The 21,698-nt window shown below is 40.7% G+C and carries 15 protein-coding genes and 1 rRNA gene; 3 read left to right on the top strand and 13 right to left on the bottom strand.

Going from position 1 to position 21,698, the window contains the following annotated elements:
* Positions 1-58: 58 nt before the first annotated feature.
* The 6 genes from FTD44_RS04680 to FTD44_RS04705 form a co-directional block, all read right to left on the bottom strand.
* Positions 59-577: a hypothetical protein gene (locus FTD44_RS04680; protein WP_129022144.1), complete on the bottom strand. Its 519-nt coding sequence runs from the start codon at positions 575-577 to the stop codon at positions 59-61.
* A gap of 12 nt (positions 578-589) precedes the next feature.
* Positions 590-2,023, bottom strand: coding sequence for a SusD/RagB family nutrient-binding outer membrane lipoprotein (locus FTD44_RS04685; RefSeq protein ID WP_222165370.1), 1,434 nt, complete (start codon positions 2,021-2,023; stop codon positions 590-592).
* 4 nt (positions 2,024-2,027) lie between these two features.
* A complete protein-coding gene (locus tag FTD44_RS04690) occupies positions 2,028-5,168 on the bottom strand; it encodes a SusC/RagA family TonB-linked outer membrane protein (RefSeq protein WP_129022142.1) in 3,141 nt (1,046 codons plus the stop codon).
* A 211-nt stretch (positions 5,169-5,379) separates the two neighbouring features.
* On the bottom strand, positions 5,380-7,182 hold the full coding sequence (locus FTD44_RS04695) for an ABC transporter ATP-binding protein (RefSeq protein WP_129022141.1): 1,803 nt from the start codon (positions 7,180-7,182) through the stop codon (positions 5,380-5,382).
* A 6-nt stretch (positions 7,183-7,188) separates the two neighbouring features.
* Positions 7,189-8,682: a cysteine--tRNA ligase gene (cysS, locus tag FTD44_RS04700; protein WP_222165371.1), complete on the bottom strand. Its 1,494-nt coding sequence runs from the start codon at positions 8,680-8,682 to the stop codon at positions 7,189-7,191.
* A gap of 128 nt (positions 8,683-8,810) precedes the next feature.
* Positions 8,811-9,170, bottom strand: coding sequence for a HesB/IscA family protein (locus FTD44_RS04705; protein ID WP_246625329.1), 360 nt, complete (start codon positions 9,168-9,170; stop codon positions 8,811-8,813).
* Between the two features lie 299 nt (positions 9,171-9,469).
* Between FTD44_RS04705 and FTD44_RS04710 the strand changes: the two genes are divergently transcribed.
* Together FTD44_RS04710 and FTD44_RS04715 are read left to right on the top strand one after the other, a co-directional pair.
* Positions 9,470-10,060 carry an RNA polymerase sigma factor gene (locus tag FTD44_RS04710; protein WP_222165372.1) on the top strand — a complete coding sequence of 197 codons (591 nt, stop codon included), beginning with the start codon at positions 9,470-9,472 and terminating at the stop codon, positions 10,058-10,060.
* An 84-nt stretch (positions 10,061-10,144) separates the two neighbouring features.
* Positions 10,145-10,459 (top strand): hypothetical protein, encoded by a 315-nt coding sequence (locus FTD44_RS04715; protein ID WP_129022138.1) that lies wholly within the window; start codon positions 10,145-10,147, stop codon positions 10,457-10,459.
* 62 nt (positions 10,460-10,521) lie between these two features.
* On the opposite strand, the gene FTD44_RS04720 is transcribed toward FTD44_RS04715, so the two are convergent.
* From FTD44_RS04720 to FTD44_RS04730, 3 genes are all read right to left on the bottom strand, one after another.
* The gene (locus tag FTD44_RS04720) at positions 10,522-11,187 is read right to left on the bottom strand and encodes an SCO family protein (protein WP_222165373.1); all 666 of its coding nucleotides are present in this window, start codon (positions 11,185-11,187) and stop codon (positions 10,522-10,524) included.
* A 136-nt stretch (positions 11,188-11,323) separates the two neighbouring features.
* The gene (gene pckA, locus FTD44_RS04725) at positions 11,324-12,943 is read right to left on the bottom strand and encodes a phosphoenolpyruvate carboxykinase (ATP) (RefSeq protein WP_222165374.1); all 1,620 of its coding nucleotides are present in this window, start codon (positions 12,941-12,943) and stop codon (positions 11,324-11,326) included.
* Positions 12,944-13,098: 155 nt separating this feature from the next.
* Positions 13,099-13,947: a transketolase gene (locus tag FTD44_RS04730; RefSeq protein WP_246625330.1), complete on the bottom strand. Its 849-nt coding sequence runs from the start codon at positions 13,945-13,947 to the stop codon at positions 13,099-13,101.
* A gap of 287 nt (positions 13,948-14,234) precedes the next feature.
* Between FTD44_RS04730 and FTD44_RS04735 the strand changes: the two genes are divergently transcribed.
* Positions 14,235-14,456, top strand: a complete 222-nt coding sequence (locus tag FTD44_RS04735; RefSeq protein WP_222165375.1) for a hypothetical protein — start codon at positions 14,235-14,237, stop codon at positions 14,454-14,456.
* Positions 14,457-14,522: 66 nt separating this feature from the next.
* Here FTD44_RS04735 and uvrA read toward each other — a convergent pair whose 3' ends face one another.
* The 4 genes from uvrA to rrf all read right to left on the bottom strand — a co-directional run.
* A complete protein-coding gene (gene uvrA / locus FTD44_RS04740; protein ID WP_222165376.1) occupies positions 14,523-17,342 on the bottom strand; it encodes an excinuclease ABC subunit UvrA in 2,820 nt (939 codons plus the stop codon).
* Between the two features lie 105 nt (positions 17,343-17,447).
* Positions 17,448-19,400: a DUF3857 domain-containing protein gene (locus FTD44_RS04745; protein ID WP_222165377.1), complete on the bottom strand. Its 1,953-nt coding sequence runs from the start codon at positions 19,398-19,400 to the stop codon at positions 17,448-17,450.
* A gap of 2 nt (positions 19,401-19,402) precedes the next feature.
* Positions 19,403-21,385 carry a DUF3857 domain-containing protein gene (locus tag FTD44_RS04750; protein WP_222165378.1) on the bottom strand — a complete coding sequence of 661 codons (1,983 nt, stop codon included), beginning with the start codon at positions 21,383-21,385 and terminating at the stop codon, positions 19,403-19,405.
* 207 nt (positions 21,386-21,592) lie between these two features.
* A 5S ribosomal RNA gene (gene rrf, locus FTD44_RS04755) occupies positions 21,593-21,698 on the bottom strand; the annotation flags it as partial.

Below are 21,698 nucleotides of genomic sequence, written 5' to 3' on the forward strand. Positions count from 1 at the left end.
GAATAAAACATAAAGGCTGCCAAATGGCAGCCTTTATGTTTTATTCGCAAACTAAATTCTAATATTCATGAAGCACATATGGCTTATTTGCTGTAAAGCTTACTGTCACTCCACTACCTTCCAATGGATACCCTAATCTTAAGTCCATACCCGTTGCACTCTTTAACTTCAGTGTGCCCTCAATTGTCTCTTCTGAACCGAACTCAGAATCATCAGTTGAAACTGTCAAATTACTTAAAGTAGTAAATGCATTTAAGACCCCATTTAAATCTGCCGTTTTGTTGTCTGTTTTATACTCTACAACATAGTTAACTGCATTCGGCATGCCCTCTCTTGTTTCAACCTTTAAAACAGCAGGAGTTGGGATATAATAATAGCATTCAGTTGTATCAGTTCCTACAATTACAGTAGTATCAATAGTCGCGCTATTAATTTCAATATTCTGTCCTGCCTGAAGCTTAATATACTTTTTCGCTGTATTTGAAAAATCATAGCTGTCGCCATCATACTTCTTACATGATGCAACCAATAGCAATGACCCCAAACCAAGCAATGCGATGTTATGTATTTTTTTCATAAAAATTGTTGTTTATAGGTCAAACCATAATTGATCATAGTAATGGAATACCCCTTTTGGGGCATTTATATTTGGCAAAATTTCATTGTCTGTAGGCCATAATAACCTATAAATAAGATTTCCTGCTGGTGCACCAGGTGGCACAGTAAGTGAAGGTACTTCATTCCCTTTGGTACCAGATCTTCTCCATGTATTGAATGCCTCCAAAGGACGGTCCATAAGATCAATCCATTGTTGTAAGTGAATTTCCTTAACAGCAGTGGAAGCCGATAGGGTTTTTGAACCAGCAAAAGTACCAGCATCTACAGAAGATACACCGTACAGCAAACATGCTTCTTTTAATGCCTCCTGGTATTTGGCTTCTGCAGTAGCTAAGCCTCCCGGAATAAGATTACGTGCTGCGGCTTCTGCCTGCATGAATAATAATTCCTGATAGGTCATTAAATATTCTGGGGCATCTGCAGCATATAATTCCATACTAATTGTTGCGTTTGCATCGAAATCTCCTGGCAACTCTGTTCCTACACCAACAAAATCTGTCGCTGTAGCTCCTTTAGTGAAATAATGAGGGATACGCGGATCATTCTGTGCCAACATTGGATCTAACACCGTTTTATTAGCAAAAAAGAATGCATTTGACCCACCGGCATATTGATTAAGTATCTCAAATTTAAGATTGCGGTTACCTGTACTGGTACCAAACTTAAAGGTGAAGTTATCAGCGGCAGATTTCATCATTTCATCATTAGTCATCAAATCAGCTAATGCAGTTGCTTTAGATGGATCTTTATCTACCATTGTCATCAAAATTCTAAACTTTAATGAATTTGCGAGAGTAAGCCACTTAGTTGAATTACCAGCATAAAAGTAATCTTCATATACAATTGTGGTTTGCCCTGCATTTTCGTTTTTCAGATTTACAATAGCTTCATCTAATAATGCAAGTAAGCTATTTAATACAGCTTCCTGTCCATCAAAATGTGGGTATGAGATTTCTTTATTCCAAGCTTCGGAATATGGAACATCACCATACATCATTGTAGTTTCGTACATGGTCTCTGCCAAAAGAACCTGACATTGTCCCATCGCTCCATATCTTACCGGAGTAGACTGCTGTGCAAAGTCAATTGCTTGCTTTAGATTGGCAGCGCTATTCACGTAATTTGTTCTCCAGATATTGCCAGTAGAATACGGACTTATATCATATACATCTCCAGCTCCCCAACCGGCGTTTCCTCCGGAGGCTACTGTTTGTGCTGCCAAGGCTATTGACACATATAAATCACCTCCTACTCTTGTATTCGACAAGTTAACGGCAGCTCCGCTAAACAACAACTCAGGTGTTGCTGCGGGCGACTCATTAGGATTTATATTCATTTTTTCAAATGACTTCTTACAAGAACCTAATGAGATTGCTCCTAATGCTAATATTATTATCTTCTTCATAAGTTTAGAATTTTACTTTTAAATTAATACCATAGGTCGCTGTAGCAGGGAAGCTGTTAAACTCCACTCCATCTCCTGCACTTCCTGCTCCAAAATAACTCATCTCTGGGTCTACATGCGGTACATAAGATTTAATCAACCATAAATTTCTTCCTTCAAACCCAATTTCAAGACCTTTTACGGCTTTCTTAAATGGTCTGATTTTTTCAGGGAAGGCATATGAAAGAGTAACTTCTCTTAATTTTACAAAAGATGCATCAAATACATTACCTTCTGTATTAGAAGTAGAAGAATAAGTGTTCCAGAAATCCTGCATACTTTGTACTGGTGTAGCATTTGGAGAGTAGGTACCGTCACCGTTATCATTCACTCCTTTGTCTACAAAAGTAGCATCTCTATTTGCAACTGTTTCTGCGGCCATACCTGAAGATCTTAAAGCTGCTACTGTTCCAGAGTAGAATACTCCTCCTTGTCTGATATCAACTAAAAAACCTAAAGACACTCCCTTAAAGGAAAATTTATTGCTGATACCCAGCATAAAATCAGGATTGACCTTACCAATAAACTGATTTTGTACAACCTCTCTCAGCCCAGTGGTTTTATTGATTACAATTTCGCCCTCAGGAGAACGTTTCCATTTGGATCCATATATAGCGAAACTTCCACCAACCGGTGCTTTCACCTGTAAACCACTCCAGCCTGATTGCACTGCATACTCTTGCAAATAACCATCCAACTCATTAACAACTTGTTTGTTATGCGAGAAATTGGCCATGAAATCCCATTGGAAAGCACTTTTACTATTGCTGAATGGACTTACTCTTAACATTGCTTCCAGCCCTTTATTTGTAATTGAACCGGCATTAATTTGCTTATTAAAGTATCCAGTTGATGCAGGAACTGTAATACGCATAATCTGATTTCTGGTTATAGTATTGTAATATGTCACATCTAAACCTATTACATTACCAAAGAATCTCAAATCAGTACCAATCTCATAGGAAGTAGCTATTTGAGGCTTTAAAGTCTCGTTAGGCAAAACAAGAGGAGCAGCAAAAGCACCTCGTCCTAAGAATGGGAAATTACCAGGTAAAGAGAATTGTGTAAAGAACGAAGTCAATGGACTATATGTCAATAAGGTAGTATATGGATCAGTATCCGAACCTACTTTCGCCCAGCTTGCTCTTAATTTACCAAAGGACAATACTTTATTGGAATTCATTAGCTCACTGAATACAAAAGATCCAGAAACAGAAGGATAGAAGTATGAGTAGTTCCCGGTATATACTAAGGCTGAAGACCAGTCATTTCTACCTGTAACAGACAAGTATAAATAATCCTTATAAGAAGCACTCAGCTCCCCGTATAACCCAATCAAGCGAGAGCCGGCATAATCTCTGTCAGCAATAACTGTTTCCACATTTCCGGGCCTGAACACTCCATCTTTCACGTCCAGAAGGAAGTTAGAACCAGCAACAGTACTTTGATCAATTCTTCGATCTAGCAAGTTCGTACCGACCATTCCCCTTAAATTCCAGTCTTTGTTTATCTGTTTTTGGGCTGTAACAATAAAGTCATTATTAAAACGCTTATTAAAGATATCGGCAGTCAGATAGCTTCCTTTCATATCTCCAGCAGTACCTGCTCTTACATAGCCCAAACGGCTGTCGTTAAATGCATCGAAACCAAATGTATTACTTATGGTTAACCAATCTGTCGCTTTATACTCCAAATTAGCACTACCCATGAAGCGGTTCACTTTATTTCCGTTAAGGTTTTTATTTAAAATCCAGAATGGATTATTTCCTGTTTTATCAGTTGTAAGGTTATTCTGCACTCCGGCTTCTGTCTGGTAATTCGCCTTCAGATCATTTACATCTACGGTTACAGGAATAGCGTATATAGATGATGATAAAACATTGGGATTATTAGAACTTTGTGCCGGACGACCGTTAGAATTCGAATTAGTATAAGTTAAAGTGAAGCGGGAAGAAAACTTATCAGTAAACTTATGCCCAACATTTGCACTCAAATTATACCGGTTCAATTCTTGATTCAATACAATGCCTTTACTATTTAAAGCCCCAAAACCAATTCTATAATCACTTTTATCATTTCCTCCAGAAACAGCTATGTCATTAATCGCTGTACTTCCAGTCTGGAAGAAGTTATCAATATTATCAGGATGTGCCTGTAATGTCACTGTCCTACCCAAATAATCCGTCACCGGCGTATTCGCCATATCTGAGATTTTCGGGCCCCAACCATTTGCAAATCTCAAATTGTAGACTCCATAGTTTCCTTGAGCATACTCCGATTGCAATTCAGGTTTGATCAGTATTTTCTCCACCCTATAAGATGAATTTACACTTACCGACAATGCTGCATTTTTTGACCCTCTCTTTGTAGTAATGATGATTGCACCATCTTTAGCTAAAGAGCCGTATTGGGCTGTTGCTGCAGGTCCTTTTAATACGGACATTGTTTCAATATCATCAGGATTAATATCTCCTGCTCTATTTCCATAATCTACTCCAACTCCGGCGCCACCGCCGCTACCGCCTTGTGCAGCATTGCTAATGGGAACTCCGTCAATTACGAAGAGTGGCTGACTACTACCAGATAAAGAGGAGGCTCCCCTGATAATGATTTTAGAAGATCCGCCAACACCACCAGACTGACCATTTACACGAACACCAGCAACCTTACCGGCAAGCGCATCCACAACATTATTTGCTCTTGCATTCTCTAACTGCTCTTTGCTTACTTGCTGGGTTGAGTACCCTAAAGATTTTTCGCTTCTTTTAATACCAAGGGCCGTTACTACGACACCAGTAAGCTCTGTACTTTTTGAATTCTGGAATGAAACTGTAACAGATTTACTTCCGTCTCCGGCTGCGACCTCCTGGGTCCCCAGGCCTAAAGAAGAGATAATGAGGGTGTTGCTCCCTTCCGGAACGCTAATAGTGAAGTTCCCGTTATCATCTGTAACGGTACCGGATTGCGTGCCTTTGATAACCACACTGGCTCCGAGCACTGCTTCTCCCGTTTCGTCCAGAACACGCCCTTTAACGACGCGGCTTTGTGCGAAAGCAGCTACACTAGTGGCCGCTACCAACGCGATGGGTAGTAGTAATTTTTTCATAAATATTTCTTTTATTGTCTAAACCAAACTTAAATAAAATTTAACACAATAGCAAAAAAATTACAAAAAAATTACATTAGTTACTTTACTAATTGATTATTAAATAGTAATGAAAAAACACTTAACATATATATAAATACACATATTTTACCATATGTTAACCTTAATTACCTGTAAAAGAAAAGCAAGCGCAAAAAAAATAGCCCGAAGGCTATTTGAACTGTTGCATGGAAACTAATTTATAATATGTACCCTTACGGTCCATTAATTCGTGGTGATTACCCCGCTCTACAATCGATCCTTTATCCATCACAATGATCTCATCGGCATTATATATTGTAGATAACCTGTGCGCAATAACAATGCTGGTACGATTCTTCATAAGCTCATTGATCGCTTCCTGTACAACTTTCTCAGATTCTGTATCCAGGGCCGATGTGGCCTCATCGAGAATAAGAATAGGAGGGTTTTTTAATATTGCCCGGGCAATGGTAATCCGCTGACGCTCTCCCCCGCTGAGGCGAGAACCGCGCTCTCCTACTCCTGAAGCATATCCGCCTTCTTTCTGGCTGATAAACTTATGTGCATTGGCTATCGTTGCCGCATGAATAATACTTTCTTCCTTGGCACCACCGGTACCTAATGTAATATTATTATAGATTGTATCATTAAACAGGATCGGCTCCTGAGAAACTACACCGATTTGTTTTCTGAGGTCGAAAATACGGCAGGCCCTGACATCAGTCCCGTCCACAGTAATGCTACCGGAAGTCACATCATGAAATCGCGGTATAAGATCTACCAGTGTAGATTTTCCCGCTCCCGAAGCACCAACGAGTGCTACGGTTTTCCCTTTTTCGATCGTCAGGTTGATATCTTTAAGAATAGCCTTGTCTCCGTAATAAAAATTTACATTTTTAAACTCTATCGCATGATTGAATCCCTTTACCGGAACAGGATCTGCTTGTTCTGTAATATTGTTTTCTGTAGACAGGAATGATTCTACCCGATCCAGTGCTGCGGCTCCTTTCTGCATATTATAAAATACACCGGACAGGTTTTTCAGCGGATTAATGATCTGGTAAAACAAACCTATATATACAATAAAGAAAGGGCCGGTAAGGCTACTGTTGCCACTAAAGATCAGGCGACCGCCAAACCAAAGTATAATGCAGACTACAATAATACCCAGGGTCTCGGACATCGGAGAACCGGCATCGCGGCGCATGGATATTTTGTTCTTGATCCGAAACAGATCATTATTCAGTTTTGTAAAACGGGAGCGTTGATGCGATTCTGCATTAAAGGCTTTTACTACACGCATCCCTACCAGGGTTTCATCAATGGTTCCCAGCATATCGCCCAATTGCTCCTGCGCCATATTGGACGGACGTTTCAATGATTTACCGACTCTCCCGATAATCAATCCGGCTACCGGCAGGAAAATAAACATGAATAAGGTAAGCGGGACGCTCATGGTAAACATGTAGGTCAGAACAGCTATGATTGTGATCGGCTCGCGGAATACAGTTTCAATAACCCCGATAATAGAGGCTTCTACCTCTACCACATCATTCGTCATTTTAGAGATCAGGTCCCCTTTCTTCTCCTCTGTGAAATAGCCTATGGGTAATGACAGGGATTTGTTGAACATGTCTTCTCTCAGGCGGCGCAGCACATTATTCTTTAGGGGATTTAATATGCGCAGAGAGAGGTAAAGGAATGCATTTTTTAATACTGTTGCAATCACCACAAGCAACACAGAATAGGTGAGCGCGGTTAGCTTGCCTTCTGTAGCAATTACCTCATTAAAAAACTGAGTAATGACGGTAACGATATTGCCCTTGGTATTGGGTAATGTTTGCGTTCCTGTAAATATTGTCTGCAACACCGGTGCGATCATGGTAAATGAAAACAGGGCAAATACAGTAGACAACAAGCTGCAGATGAAATACACCAGCAGCTTGCCTTTATCGTTACGTACGTAACGCCATAATTTAGGAATATTCTTCACTTGATCTTATTGTATGGTATAACTCATTTCTCCACCCTTTTCATCTTTCAGCATAATTCCTGCTGATGCCAGCATATTGCGGATCTTGTCAGAAGCTTCAAAGTCTTTACGATTGCGTGCTTCCTTACGCATCTGAATAACCAGCTCCATTACCGCTTCCAGCTTCTCATCATTTGCCTGCTGCAGCGCCTGTAATCCCATGATATCTTCCAGGTATACTTTGAAGGCATTGCTCAGTAAACTGAATGTTTCTGCACTGATCGCATCTGTTCCAATGATGCCGCCTTTCATACTATTGATCACGGGTGCCAGGTCAAATAAATTGGCCAGAACCTTTGCCGTATTCAGATCATCATTCATAAAGTCAGCACACTCTGCAACAGCCTGACGTATCTTCTGATCCAGGGCTGCATCACCTGCTTCCTGTCCTGTTGGTGCAGTTAATCCTTTTAAGGCTTCATAGGCTTCCCATAATCGTTTCAGTGCTTTTTCAGATGCCTGCAGACTCTCATTAGAGAAGTCCAGTGTGCTGCGGTAATGCGATTGCAGAATATTGAAACGTATTACCATCGGGTGATACGCCTGCTCCAGTATAGGATGATCGCCACTAAACAGTTCTGTAAGTTTGATCACATTATTGTAGCTCTTGCCCATCTTCTTGCCGTTGATGGTAATCATATTGTTATGCATCCAGTAGTTTACCGGTGCGCAACCATGTGCAATTGTAGACTGTGCGATTTCACTTTCATGATGCGGAAACTGTAAATCCATACCACCGCCATGAATATCAAAACGCTCGCCCAGGTACTTACTACTCATCGCGGAACACTCGATATGCCATCCGGGGAAACCTACGCCCCAAGGGCTTTTCCAGCGCATGATATGTTCTGGCGCGGCTTTCTTCCACAATGCGAAATCGGCTTTATCTCTTTTTTCATCCTGCCCATCCAGCTGGCGGGTAGTCTCTAAAAGATCGTCCAGTACGCGCCCGGACAGCTTTCCATAGTCATGACTAGCTGCATATTTCTTTACATCAAAGTAAACCGATCCGTTTACTTCGTACGCGTAGCCTTTGGCTATAATATCTTCGATCATTGAAATCTGCTCAATGATATGACCTGTAGCTGTTGGTTCGATTGATGGCTCAATGCAATTGAAACGGTTCATAGCCCAGTGAAACAAGCTGGTGTATTTATGTACCAGTTCCATTGGCTCCAGTTTCTCCAACAAGGCTTTCTTACCTACTTTATCCTCTGCTTCTCTTCCTTCTTCTTCAAAGTGGCCTGCATCAGTGATATTACGTACATAACGTACTTTATATCCCAGATGTTGCAGGTAGCGGTTTACTACATCAAAAGTAACATACGGCCGGGCATGCCCCAGATGTGACTCACCGGAAACGGTAGGACCACATACATACAGGCCTACATGGCCCGGGGTAATGGGTTCAAATTTTTCTTTCTGCCTGGTGTATGAATTGTAAATATATAATTCGGACATATGTTACGATTAAAAAATGTTATGCAAAAATAGGTTATTGTAAACGATTTTGCCTTAAGGTATCTATAAAAGAAAATGCTCAATTTTCATTGAGCATTCCCGGTATCTAAAAAGGTCTAATGAAATTGTTATACGGCAAATGAAGTACCGCAACCACAGCTGCTGCTCGCATTAGGGTTGTTAAATACAAAACCACGCGCATTCAGGCCCTCAGAGAAATCGATCTCCATACCGGCCAGGTATAAACCATGTGCTTTTTTCATCACCGCGCGTATTCCTTCTACTTCGAACAGGTCATCATCTGCTTCAACTTTATCAAAGCCCAGCACATAACTCAGACCAGAGCAGCCTCCACCTTTTACACCCACACGCAGATAGTGCGTAGCATCAAAATCAGGTGCATTCATCAGTCTTTTCAACTCCTTCATAGCACCGACTGTAAAAGTAACCGGTGCCTGTACCATAGTTGTATCCATATCGTTTGTCAATAGTCTGGTTTAAAGTACAAAAATAATCAAATCGCTGCAATATAATAATGATAATATTGAAGGTGTTATAAATTGCCTTTATAAACGTAATAAGCATCATTATTTACATAGGCATGACTATAATTAACATGCCAGTTTGAAAAAATTTACCATAATTATTAATTTTTTTTAACTGATTTGGAAAAATACCATATATTTGCTCTAACAACAAACGAATTGTCTATAGAGCATACTTCTACATTTTAATTATCATCATGAAATCAGGCAGGCGGTAACGCTTATGTCAAAAGTGTAGAATTATGACTAAACAATTTAAAGTCTTCTCAGATCAGGAGCTGATACAGGCATTTCAGGATACCCAATCCGAACCTGCTATCGCCGAATTAATTAGCCGCTACAAGAAAAATATTTACACTACAATTGTACTTAAAGTTAAGGACAGGCATGTAGCTGAAGATTTATTTCAGGAAACGTTTATTAAAATCGTAAATACGATTCTGGCCGGCCGTTATGCTGACCAGGGTAAATTCCTGCCATGGGCGGTACGTATTGCGAATAACCTCTGTATCGACTACTTCCGTAAAAACAAATCAGCGTCTAAGGTTGTATCCAAAGACAATTTCGAATGGTTTGAATACCTGAGTGTGGATTATAACAATGCCGAATCCCGCATGGAATACAACCAGATGTCTAACCAGGTGCAACACCTGCTGGATCGCCTTCCCGAAGAGCAGAGAGATGTAATCCTGCTGAGGGTATATGCAGACCTGAGCTTTAAAGAAATAGCCAACCTTACCAATGTGGGTATCAACACAGCGCTTGGTCGTATGCGTTACGGATTGTCCAATTTAAGAAAAATCATAGAAGAGCATAACCTGGCATTACGCTAATTATATGCTTATTATAGCTGCGCTGCATTTTTAAAATAATGCAGCGCAATTTTTTGTATTTTCAATCAGCTAAAAAATAGTTGCATGGCTGAACGTCGTCCGCATATACACCATATACTCAATACTTCTTCAAATCTGCTGGGTTTCTGCCTGCTGATTATTACTTCTCTTAAGATAAGCGGGAAGAGTGCCCAGACTGCAGTAGATGAAATCTTGATGGGATCACTGGTGCTGTTTATGACCAGCTGCCTGCTGTCTTTTCTGTCCATGCGTAGTCAGAAAGAAAAAAGTATTACACTGATGGAACACCTTGCTGAGTATGCTTTTGTGACTGGTCTTATATCATTGTTTGTAGTAGTCCTGATCATTGCTTTTACCAAAGAGATTTTTCTTTCCTGATATAACATCATACTAAAAGAGGGCGTGCTGATGCACGCCCTCTTTTAGCTATATAAACAATCTTATTTTTCTTCTTTGAGTACTCTGATGTCAGCCATCATTTGTTTTACAGACTCTTTCTTTGTTCCGTCATAAGGAGATACCTGACTGCCATCTTTGCTCTGATGGGTCCTTACTTTGCCATGCTTATCTACCAGTACAAAATTCTCGGTATGGATAAAATCTGATTCAATGTCGTTCTGCGAAGAATCGGCAGCGGTAACCAGGTAGCTGTACCGTGCCTGATCATACAATGCTTTTTTATCGCCGGTCAGGAACATCCATTTTTTGCTGTCTGCATTATAGCGTCGGGCATATTCTTTCATGGCGCCTACTGTATCTCTCTTAGGATCTACAGTATGAGATAGGATGATCACATCATCATCATTCTTGAAGGTATTATATACCTCTGCCATGTTTTCGTTCATCACGGGGCATATGCCTTTACAGGTAGTAAAGAAATATTCTACAACCAGTATTTTGCCTTTTACATCGGCCAGGGTAATGGTATCACCATCCTGGTTCAGGAAGGAAAAGTCTCTCACCGCATGTATATCACCTCCCAGGTAAGCCAGGCTGGCCGGCTTTTTGCGGTCCTGCGACACACGGAAGTAATAGAATGCGAATACGGCCCAAAGGGCTATAAAGAATGTAATAAGCGCGATGGTTATTTTTCTTTTACCGGTCATGATTATGGAATTGAATAAACGCTGCAAAGATACTGGCTTTAAGGCAGATAAACCGTTCTTTTCCGTTAAAAAACAAGCGACCGTACAGAAGTAGTACGGTCGCCGGAAAATTATATGTCTGTATTGCTACAAGAGATTATTTTAATTCTTCAACTGAAGTTTTCGGAGCAGCTGCTAAAGTTGCTTCGCTGGCTTCACTTGCATATTTTTCGAAGTTGTTTACGAACAAAGTAGCTAATTCTGTAGCTTTCTTGTCATACTCTTCTTCGCTTGCCCATGTATAACGTGGGTTCAGGATTTCTGAAGGCACACCAGGACATTCGTTAGGCATAGCTACCCCAAAAGTGCGGTGCAGTGTATACGCAACATCATTCAGCTCACCTTTCAGGGCTGCAGTGATCATTGCTCTGGTATATTTCAGGTTCATACGCTTACCAATACCGTAAGGGCCTCCACTCCAGCCAGTATTGATCAGCCATACATTTACATCTGGATGCTTCTCTAATTTATCGCCCAGCAGTTCTGCATATTTAACCGGGTGTAAAGGCAGGAATACGCGTCCGAAACAAGCAGAAAAAGTAGTCTGCGGTTCTGTTACGCCTACTTCTGTACCGGCAACTTTTGCAGTATAGCCGCTTACGAAGTGATACATAGCCTGCTCTTTAGTTAATTTAGAGATCGGTGGTAAGATACCGAATGCATCACAGGTAAGGAAGAAGATATTTTTAGGATCGCCACCGAAAGATGGTTCTTTTGCATTGTCGATATGATAGATTGGGTATGCAACACGTGTATTTTCAGTGATGCTGCCATCTGCATAATTTACTTCATTGGTTCCTTCGAAGAATTTGATGTTTTCCACCAGGGCACCAGGACGAACAGCATTATAGATCTGCGGCTCTTTTTCTGCGCTCAGGTCGATTGCTTTTGCATAACAACCACCTTCGAAGTTGAATACTGAACCATCTGCCCAGCCATGCTCATCGTCACCGATCAGCGGACGGTTAGGATCTGCGCTCAGGGTAGTTTTACCAGTACCGCTTAATCCGAAGAATAATGCTACATCACCTTCTGCACCTTCATTTGCAGAACAGTGCATAGATAATACATTATGTTCTTGTGGTAACAGGTAGTTCAATACACCGAAGATACCTTTTTTCATTTCACCGGTATAAGCCGAACCACCGATCAGGATCACTTTACGGGTAAAGTTAACGATCGTGAAATTGCTCTGACGGGTACCGTCTACAGCTGGGTCAGCTTCAAAACCAGGTGCCTGGATAATGTGCCAGTCTGGAGTAAAACTCGTAACTTCTTCTTCTGTAGGACGCAGGAACAGGTCATTACAGAACAGGTTAGCCCAAGGTGTTTCGTTAACGATACGAACGTTAAGTCTGTAAGTAGGGTCTGCACATGCATATGCATCACGGGCCCATACTTGCTTACCACCCAGATAAGCTACTACTTTATCATATAATCTGTCAAATACTTCAGAACTGATCGGAATATTTACATCACCCCAGTCAACAGTATTTTCGGTAATTGCATCTTTTACAGTGAATTTATCTTTAGGAGAACGACCAGTAAATTTACCAGTGTTTACACACAGTGCTCCTGTATTATTCAATACACCTTGTTTCAGGTCAACGGTCTGCTTAGCCAGCAACTCCGAAGATAAGTTCCAATTTACCACAGCAGCATTTACTCCGATGTCGCTTAAATTAGCAGCAGGATTTTTAATACCGTTTTCTATCATTGTCTAATAGTTTTTTATAAAGATTTTAGAGGGCAAAGGTACTAAATTTAATATACCAAAAGCCATTACCAGCCCATATTTAGAATTCAATCACAAATATATAGTCACAGCCTCAACACTTTATGTGCTGAGGCTGCATATGTTATTGATTATCACTAATAATCGCCAATTGTACCGGTTGTAACCAGCTCTGTCAGGGCGATATCCAGTTGTGCATCACTAGGGGCAATACCATGCCATTCGTGAGAGCCCATCATAAAGCTTACACCTGCACCCATTTCTGTTTTCAGGAGAATACAAACCGGTTTACCTTTTCCGGTATGTGCTTTTGCTTCTTCCAGACCAGTTAATACAGCCTGCATATCATTACCTTGCTCGATCGTCAGCACAGTCCAGTCAAAAGACTCGAACTTCGCTTTCAGATCACCCAGGCTCATTACGTTTTTAGTAGCACCATCGATCTGCTGACCGTTGTAATCTACTGCTACGATCATGTTATCCAGCTTGTGGTGTGCGGCAAACATAATTGCTTCCCAGTTCTGGCCTTCCTGCAGCTCACCATCGCCGGTCAGCGCATATACCAGATGCTGGTCTTTATTCATTTTTTTGGCAGTAGCCATACCTGAAGCTACGCTTAAGCCTTGTCCCAGAGATCCGCTGGCAATACGCACACCCGGCAGGTGTTCGTGTGTTGCAGGGTGACCCTGTAAACGAGAATCTATTTTGCGGAAAGTGGCTAATTCAGATACAGGGAAGTATCCGCTGCGGGCCAGAACGCTGTAAAATACAGGAGAGATGTGACCATTAGACAAGAAGAATACATCTTCGTTTTTACCTTCCATATGGAACGCTGGATCATGCTGCATTACTTTGAAATACAAGGCAACCAGATAATCGGTACATCCTAAAGATCCTCCGGGGTGACCACTTTGTACCCCATGCACCATTCTTACGATATCACGGCGCACCTGGGTCGCCATGGCTTTTAATTCCTGCAGTTCCATAATTTATTATAGATATATTATTTTTTGCAAAAATAGCATTATTCAGGGCTACATTCCAAAAATAAAACGCAGCTTTTCCCTTTTACATCAATATAACATATTCAACTCTTGCTAATTCGTATATTTACCTTAGCATATTTTATTAATGGTCTGATGAACCAGGCGACAGGCTGTCTAAAGGAAGGTATTTGTACGCTTTAATCTGATCCATATCCTGCGGCCCACATGCCTGATCCGGTTCATTCAGCTATTTAAATAATATTGGCTAAAACATAAAACTGAACATTATGGTAAAAATGGCTATTGCTGCATTACTACTGTCAGGTACAGTAAGTATGCTTTACTCCTGCACTAAAAAAGAATCGGGTGTCTGTTACTGCAGTTATTACAGTGGGGACAGAACCCACTATGATCTGCGCGACCTGAACGGACAACAGCAGATAGACTCCTGTAACAGGCTAAATGAACTGGCCAGCAATTTTGCCGGTAGTTGTAAACTTAAAAAATGATCATTAACTATTCTAAAAACGAAAGTGGCAGATTCCAGGAATCTGCCACTTTCGTTTTACCTCATTTTAAATATACTTTGCAGTCTGGCTGCTTTTTACTTTTTTGATGCCTTCGGGAGTGCCTGCATATAGCAGCTCTCCACCCCCGGAACCGCCTTCGGGGCCAATATCAATAAGCCAGTCGGCATGCTTGATCACATCTGTATTATGCTCAATGACAATTACACTATGGCCATGCTCGATCAATGCGTAAAATGATTTAAGCAATTTACTGATATCGTGAAAATGCAGACCCGTTGTAGGCTCATCAAAGATGAACAGTAATTTTTCTTTATGTCCGCCTTTGCCCAGAAAAGAGGCTAGCTTTACCCGCTGTGCTTCTCCACCGGAAAGGGTATTACTGGATTGTCCCAGTTTTACGTAACCCAGCCCTACATCTGACAATGGCTGTAATGCTTCTTTTATTTTCTTTTCTTCGCTGAAGAATTCAATAGCATCATCTACACCCATATCCAAGATATCGGAAATGTTCTTTCCTTTATACCTTACCTCAAGTACCTCGTCTTTAAATCGTTTGCCTTTACAGCTTTCACACTGCAAGTATACATCTGCCAGGAACTGCATTTCTACCACTACCACTCCATCGCCTTTACAGGTATCACATCGGCCACCATCAACATTAAATGAAAAATGCTTCGGCTCAAGCCCTTGCATTTTCGCAGATTGTTGTGCTGCAAACAGGCTACGGATATCATCATAGGCTTTGATATAGGTAACCGGATTACTACGCGAAGATTTCCCGATCGGGTTCTGATCTACCAGCTCTACATGTTTGATCGCTTTAAGGTCACCTTCTAAAACGTCGTGTAAACCGACAGATAAGGCAGATTCTCCGAAATGCTTTTGCAGTGCAGGATACAGCGTTTGCTTTACCAGGGTTGTCTTTCCGCTACCCGATACACCGGTCACCACACAAAGTACATTCAGCGGAAAATCTACATCTATATTTTTAAGATTATGCTGACGACAACCTTTCAGGCTGAGCCACTCCTTCGGCACTCTTTGCTTGCGTTCCCGTCCCTGTAGCTTTAGAAAATCATCTACTTTCAATGCGCCGGAAAGGTATTGTCCGGTAAGGCTTTCTTTATTAGCTGTAATCTCCTCATAATTTCCCGTAGCTACGACTTCTCCACCCAGATGTGCTGCCAGAGGTCCCATATCTATAATATGGTCGGCTTCTTCCATCATCATCTCATCATGCTCTACTACTACTACGGTATTATTCAGGTTACGCAGGTTCTTCAATACTTTTATTAAACGATCTGTATCTCTGGGATGCAATCCGATACTGGGCTCATCCAGGATATATAAACTGTCGGTAAGATTACTTCCGAGAAATTTAGTCAACTGTATACGCTGGCTTTCACCTCCGGAAAGGGTATTGGCCTGGCGGTTAAGGGTCAGATAACTAAGTCCTACATCCATAAGCGTATCCAGGCGCTGGTGTATCTCTGTGAGAATACGGGTTGCCACCTGTTGCTCATATTCGGTCAGTACTACCTCACGAAACCATTGTTGTAAATTGCCAATCGGCATTGACGATAATTGCGAAATATCTGTTCCCTGAATTTTCACATACAATGCATCGGGCCTCAGTCTGGTGCCTTTACATGCCGGGCAAACCGTACGGCCGCGGTAGCGGGCCTGTAATACGCGATACTGTACTTTGTACAGGTTTTCCTCTACCATTCCGAAAAACTCATCAATCCAGCGCTGCAGTACATCCATCTGTTTTTCGGTAAGATCGGCGATTGCTTTATGTATCGGGAATCCGTTCTTCGTTTCGGCACGAATAAATGCTTGCTTCCATTCGCCCAGTTTTTCTCCTCTCCAGCAAGCGACCCCATCTTCATACACACTTAATCTCTTATCAGGAATTACCAGGTCCATGCTTATGCCCAGTACCTGACCAAAGCCTTCACATTTAGGACAGGCTCCATATGGGTTATTATAGGAGAAGAAATTTGGTGTAGGCGATTCGAATGTCATGCCATCTGACTCAAACCGGTTACTGAATGATTTGATGGCAGCACCATCCAATTCCAATATACACATTCCGTGGCCTTCATATATTGCCGTTTGCAAACTGTCTGCAATACGGTGCAGGTCGTCTTCATCAAATTCCTTTACCACAATACGGTCAATCAATATATACCACAATCCATCACCGGGAATGATTATATCTCCATCTTCCTGCTCCAGCAATTCTTCTATACGCAAAACCTCATGCTGCTCATCTGTCCTTTGCAGAATCCTTGTAAATCCTTTCTGCATTAACACATTCAGCTCTGCTGCTACCGTACGATCTTCTGCCTGTGCAAAAGGAACAATGATCTGCACTTTAGTTTTTAAGGGTAATGCTTTAATAAAATCGAGGATATCACTTACCTCATCTTTTTTCACTTCCAGTCCGGATATAGGAGAGAAGGTACGGCCGATGCGGGCATAGAACAACCTCAGGTAGTCCTGTAACTCGGTCATGGAACCAACAGTAGAGCGAGGTGTACGTGTTGTCACCTTTTGCTCAATAGCAATAGCAGGGCATATGCCTTCGATCATATCAACGTCCGGCTTATCCATACGCATCAGGAACTGGCGCGCATAGGAACTCAGACTTTCTGCATAACGTCTCTGTCCTTCTGCAAAAAGGGTATCCATAGTCAGGCTTGATTTTCCACTACCGGAAACACCTGTAACCACAACAAGTTTATTGCGTGGTATAGATACACTAACATTCTTTAGATTGTGCATTTTGGCACCCTTGATAAGGATGTCTGATTGTACCTGATCAGCAGTTTGCTTTACTGCCTTTTTCGCCTTTGCCATAGATGCAAAACTAGCGTAAATCAAGACATGAACTGATGCCTGAAATGCAAAAATTATAATAAGCTTGATTAAATAGAAAGGAAGCGGCTGTATGCCGCTTCCTTTCTATTTAATCAAGGAAATGGTCAATTCTTTTGAATTCTGATCCACTTTCCTAAACATTTCTTCATATTTTTTATATAGATCTGCTTCATAAATACCTTTAATCTGCTCGAAGGCAATTTCAACGGTAAGTACTGTCCCGTCCAGATTTGCTTTATAAGTGTATTCAGCAAACGGATATTTTAACTGAACCGCTGAGGGCAGGGCCTCTAGTTTCATTCCTTCAGGAATACTAATCTTATAATGATAGATATGTTTAAAATCCTCTTTTAGTACAATCGGCTCTGTACGTGCGCCTGCTGAAAGCAGGCTGGTCATTGGGTTTCCTATCACCGGTATGGAGATTAATAGTCGCTTGCTGGTTTCATCAATGAGGTTGCCAACTTCCATGTCCAGCTTTTCCGTTATTCTGGGACATAAAGGATCTGCATTGGAAAAGGTGTATGTATCATTTATGACCTTCATATTTTGGTAAGGCACCAATAAACGAACTCTTTCCCACGTCTTTGATGCGGGTGTAGTAAGAAGATAATGAGACAAGTCATCCTGCTTTAATCCACTATACACGGACTCCCACATTACATGCTGCATATCCTTTGCCGCATCCAGCTGAATGCTGATGTTGCGTTCGATAAAATTACGTTCTTTATTATAAGAAGGCGTCTTAACCATTCGTCCGCCATCTTTTGCCAGTAACAAGGCATATCGATCCTGTGTAAAACTGCCAAGGTACCCTGCCGGTAAATTACCAGAGGTACATTCCAGCCACATACTGTCATTGGTTAATGGAACACAGAGTATCATATGGTTGAATACATTGACAGGAAATTCCAGGTCAACATTCTGAGTATTACTGCCTGCAGCAATGATTACAAGGTTTGATGGTATACCGACCGCTTTCAGCATCGCTTTCATGTAATTTGACAAACCCTTACAATCTCCGTAACCTGACTTTGCCAGACTTACTGCATCAAATGTCTGCCATCCGGAAAGTCCGTATTCATTGGCTACATACCTTGTATTCTGCTGCAAATATTTATACAGTGTAGCTATTTTTCCTTTTACTTCTGTTATGGTATCTGTCATAGCATGTAACTTTTCTACAACAGTTGGAGGCAATGAGTCTTTGTCCTCGTTAATATTGTAAATAAATGCTCCGAATTGTTCCCAGGTATCTGACTTTCCCTGGTAATTATTCAGAGTTACATTTCCCGTTGCAAAACTAATTGTAGGCAAGTAATTCCCATCAGGAACAGAGTAAGGCTGATAGGTAAATGCTGGTATTCCCTCTACAATCCACTTGCATTGCGTCATGGATACCAACTTAGACTCAGTATTGTAACTGTATACTTCCTGTTTTCCCTCTTTACGTACATTTGCCGGCAGCTTATATCCTTTATATTTAAAGTTTACGCCTTTAGGATAATTTACAGTTATGCTTGCTTTTTCTACAGCAACCTTTTCATCCGGCTGCGGATTCCAGGAAGGTAAGAAGAAGGTGGTCTTGTATTTAATAGTATATTCGAATACTACCGTATACGGATATTGCTTATGCTCAAAATCGTGCAACTTTATGCGGCTATCATCATTAAATGTATAGCTGGAGCCGAAAGTAGACCGATCAATTAAATCTTTTCCGGAAACAGACTTGATCAATACACCCTCCCCATCATATAGCTTGGCAGAAATGTTATAAATATTACTAAAGACATCATAATGCTGACGAAATATGGCAAAGGAGTTCCCGTTTTCATTCAGGACTGTAATGGCCCTCTTCCTTATACTGGTAAAGCCAGTCTGTGAGATTTCCAATATTGTACTATCCATTCGAATAACTGCATTAGCACCCATTAGCAATTGCTGCGGAATGCCCGATACAGGGTATTGGCTTACTTTTGCGTGGCTATGTTGTATTATGGTTAATAAAAATATTAATACAGTATAAACTTTCTTCATGATCAGGACTTAAGCTTCAGTATTATTTTTTGATTTTGCTGCTTAATAATGGCACTGTAGAATTCACTCAAGGTTCCAACTTCCTTGGCATCTAGTAATAAAATCTTGTTGTCAAACTGGCATTGTATCATAGCTGCATTCCGGACGGTATCAATACTCACACTGCTCGTATAACGCATTAGCCCTGCCGGATCAAGTGCAATATTTTTACCCACAGGGTAATCATCAAACATATACTTATCACTCAACTGAATATATACCTTGTATTTTTCCTGAGAGATGTAATCATATTCTACAGGATATTTACGGTCTTTGATATTGCGTATTGGATTTTCAGAAAATATTTTCTTGAAATAAGGGTCCAGGATTACCATGTCTACAGCATCCCCCAGATTTACTGTACCATACAATACCACTCTTATATTTTTGTCTACCTCATTGATATTTTCGAAATTAACATCTGTAATTTTCAAGCCAGACATATGCTTCTCTCCTTCATCCAGACCTCGGTCTATAAAATGCTGTTTTATTGTTGTACTATCCGATTTCCACGCTTTACGGAAATCCATACCGGTATACACCCCCATTTCTCTAATCATTTTAAACCTGTACGTGTTACCACCTTCTTTATTCGCATTTAGATAAACAATTGTATTGGATATATTTCTTGCAAGCGATGCATCCAGTTCTATAACTCCCCCTTCTTTACTCACGATCCTAGAGTAGCCATTATAATAGCTTAACGGTAAGTAGCCAAAAGGTAAGTCCTTTTCTGCAGCATTTAATTGATAGCTGACGCCATTAATCTCTACCCTTGTAATAAGGTTAGTAATATCAGAAGGATTAGGTAATATCTCACTTAATTTATCACTGTACTTATTGGACAGCAATATCATATCACTCTTGAGTCCGGCGTTACGTAACATTGCACATAAAAGTTTATTTATACCAGCTTGATCACCCTGCTTTGCTTCAAATACTTTACGTATATCGTCTCCATAGCTTCTATTTTGAATGTTCTTTTGTACATAGTAAAATATAGCTTTAGCTTTATCTAGCTCTTCAGGAATATCTTTCACAATATTTTTTACGGTCTCATCTAGAAAGCCAGATTTGTCAAATGCCTGAACCAGGATTTTGTCATACCAAACTTCCTTAATATGCTTATCCCAGCTCTCAGCAATAGGATACTGCATTCCTGGCCCCACAACCCCATTATAATTTAGTTTAACCCTTTCTATAAACTGTACTTCCGGCCCCATCAAATCTTCCTTTTTAAAAGCCGGTACATTCTTCCGAACCCAGGAACGTTGTATGATATGAGGACTGAATGCATGAGGTCCTTCAGCATATAAGGCCAATGCCGATGAGGCATCCATTTTCTTCATACTGGTAAAGCTTTTGAACTCCACGCTCGTATGTATCATAGGTGTGAACATCAGCATCTCACTACGATTAAAATTGAAGCGGGAATACAGAACTGGTTCATCTCGCTGGAAGTTCCAACTAGATGGCATTGAACCATTCTTCACTTCATAACTATAAGTTACTACAGAACCGTCCTTAATACTAGGCATACTTACCTTAACGATGTCCAATCCATCTGTATAATCCTCCATAATAATCTCGGACTTCTCTATCTTATTCTCTGTAATATGTCCATCTTCAAGATTATAAGTAATACCCTTAAGTTTTTTTACCACACCATATGATTTCTTCGGGATTATAATATCGACAAGATTCCCAATACTCTTCGCATTATAAATCTTAAACGCAATTTCATAATGATACATATCAACACCATTAGTGCCATCAGTAGTACCGATCTCATATAAGATCACAGCCGAAGCATTCTGATCAATTGGAGGTATGGTAGATTTAAGATAAGCCATTAAAGAATCACGGTTTTCCGCTACTTTAAAATTCTGACTGTAAGAACGCGATGCCACCATAATGAGGCATAAGAAGAGAAGTTTACTTTTCATTTGCTACAAATTGCGGCAAATGTATAGTAATTGTATAAAAAAGAGAAATATGATATTTCAATATATAAAACTAGAAAAGACTGCATTAATTATCTAATGAGTTTCTATTCCAGCTATATAATAAGAGTTATACGATGCGGTTATACTAGCGTATAGTATATACATAAAAAAAGACACCCTTCAGTTTTGAAGGGTGTCTTAAAATAAATATGGCAGCTACCTACTTTCCCGGAATACACCAGTATCATCGGCCATGATGGGCTTAACTGCTCTGTTCGGAATGGGAAGAGGTGAACACCATCGGCAATACCAC

Source organism: Edaphocola aurantiacus, from assembly GCF_019797745.1.
GTDB classification, from domain to species: Bacteria; Bacteroidota; Bacteroidia; order Chitinophagales; family Chitinophagaceae; genus Edaphocola; species Edaphocola aurantiacus.